This window comes from Bacillus sp. 05T31, assembly GCF_056396725.1.
This window is the reverse complement of sequence record NZ_JBFTMA010000780.1, coordinates 1-1950: the sequence shown is the minus strand read 5'-3', so window position 1 is coordinate 1950 and position 1950 is coordinate 1. Positions and strand designations below refer to the sequence as shown.

At 36.9% G+C, this 1950-nt stretch carries 3 protein-coding genes and 1 pseudogene; all 4 read right to left on the bottom strand.

Annotated features, from left to right (window positions below):
- Window positions 1-337, bottom strand: a pseudogene (locus AC1DJR_RS28165) (stage V sporulation protein AD); the annotation flags it as partial.
- A gap of 13 nt (window positions 338-350) precedes the next feature.
- Window positions 351-809, bottom strand: coding sequence for a stage V sporulation protein AC (spoVAC, locus tag AC1DJR_RS28160; RefSeq protein ID WP_002014918.1), 459 nt, complete (start codon window positions 807-809; stop codon window positions 351-353).
- Between the two features lie 12 nt (window positions 810-821).
- Window positions 822-1238, bottom strand: coding sequence for a stage V sporulation protein SpoVAB (gene spoVAB / locus AC1DJR_RS28155; protein WP_000568664.1), 417 nt, complete (start codon window positions 1236-1238; stop codon window positions 822-824).
- Window positions 1231-1851, bottom strand: a complete 621-nt coding sequence (locus AC1DJR_RS28150; protein WP_113735413.1) for a stage V sporulation protein AA — start codon at window positions 1849-1851, stop codon at window positions 1231-1233. Before AC1DJR_RS28150 ends, spoVAB begins: the two co-directional genes overlap by 8 nt.
- Window positions 1852-1950 lie beyond the last annotated feature (99 nt).

Genomic DNA, 1950 nt, shown 5'->3' with positions numbered 1-1950 from the left:
ACGTCGCACAAGCGCTGAACATCCCTAAAAAAGGAATACCATACTCACGAGCAACATAATTTGCTGTCACTGTTTGGTTTAATAAATCTCCCGCTAAAAAGAAATCAATTTGCGATTTTTTTATATTCCCTTTTTGCATCGCTTGTTGAATTGAGTCTGACATTAACCTTCGTTCAGCAAGTTCCCAGTTTTCCTCTCCGCAATGTAAGTCAGAATATGAAATATCAAAATCCTTTCCAAGAGGGCCTTCAGCTTCTTTCGGACCGACAGCAGTACCAGTTGCATTCACGAAGATATCATTTTGAAATACCCACGTTTGTTTTCCTGTCAATCTCATACCCACCCCTCCTTTAAGACATTAAAATTTGAAATGTATATCTTATTAACCCGATAATGTATGCACCGACGACTCCAAATACAATGACACTTCCTGCAAGCTTAAACATGTTAGTAGCGATTCCTAGAACAATCCCTTCACTCCTATGCTCTAGTGCGGCACTCGCCATAGAATTCGCAAATCCAGTAACTGGTACTGCTGATCCCGCTCCAGAAAACTGCCCGATTTTATCATATACACCACACCCTGTTAAAATCGCTGATAGTAAAACAAGAGTTGCAACTGTAGGGTTTCCTGCCTCTTGTTCACTAAAGTGAAAATAATGTATATAAAATTTCATCAATATTTCTCCGACTGTACAAATGAGYCCACCWACAAGAAATGCCTTCACACAATTTAGCAAATAGTTYGGCTTTGGATGGTACTCCTTCACTTTATTTATGTAATCRTCTTTCARTTTTCGCCTTGTCATATATATTGCCTCCTACTTTACGAAATAAATCCAGTGAAACAATGAGCCTATTACTTTTCCAAGTACAAGAGCAACGAGTAAAACAACAATTTTCCCCTCTACCCCGACTCGTTTCGCTAAAATAGGTAAAACATTTAATACTTCTGTTAATGCCGCAGCAAGCATTCCAATGAATGTGCCACAAAATAACCCTAATATTACAAGCCAATATTGCGATGTTTGAAATGTAATGTTTTTCAAACTACACCAAGCCCCAGTTAAAGTACCCGCAATGACAGCCCACTCAAAATATTGAATATGCTTTCCACTTCTCGTTAATTGAGCTAAGCGCGGGATAATACCGAGAACAGCTAAAAAGGCAACATATCCGCTACCTACTGCAATCCCGCCAGCTAAACCAATTAATATAACAAACCCACATTCAATCATCGGCAAGTTGTTTCGTGTTATCCTTGTTTTCATTAACAATTACATATTGATCAAGCGACTGCTGATATTGAAACATCTCAACTTCTAACGGACTAGGCTCTTCATTAATTCGCTTTTGAAATACATGATTAAAAAATAAAACCATACCTAATCCAAGACCTACTGAATATGGAACTTGAAATAATAGTGGTTGCTCCTTAAACTCTCCAGTAATCATGTAATATAACCGTTGATGTACTTGTTGCATACTTACATCCTCATGGAAATAAATTATTGCAAGGGCCGCTCCAATGAAAAGTAACAACCATACAAGTCCAAAGAAAATTGGGGGTACTTTCTTTTTTTCATATATAATTTCAACAAGAGTTTGTCCAGAACCCAGTAAATTAATTTGTACATGAGATGCTTTTTGTTGAATAATCTCAATCACTTTCATGACATCAATTACAACATGTGTTTTATCATGCGCTGTTATTTTGTAGACTATTTCATTTTGTAACAACTCAACTACAAAAGAATCTCCGGCAAGTTGTGCAACATCGCTCAGCTTTACTTCATACGTAGGAGACACTTTTAAGCGATTGCGCATTTTAATATAAATTGTTCCTTCCAATTTCCATTCACCCCTTCACTCTTCCTCGTAGTTGTAGTATGGTTATTGAATTTTTTTCTAATACAATTTTTTCATAAAAAAACATCTGTACCGCTTCGG

Coding starts and splice junctions, on each gene's coding strand:
- spoVAB (WP_000568664.1), bottom strand. CDS start 1,238: ATGATTGAATGTGGGTTTGTTATATTAATTGGTTTAGCTGGCGGGATT.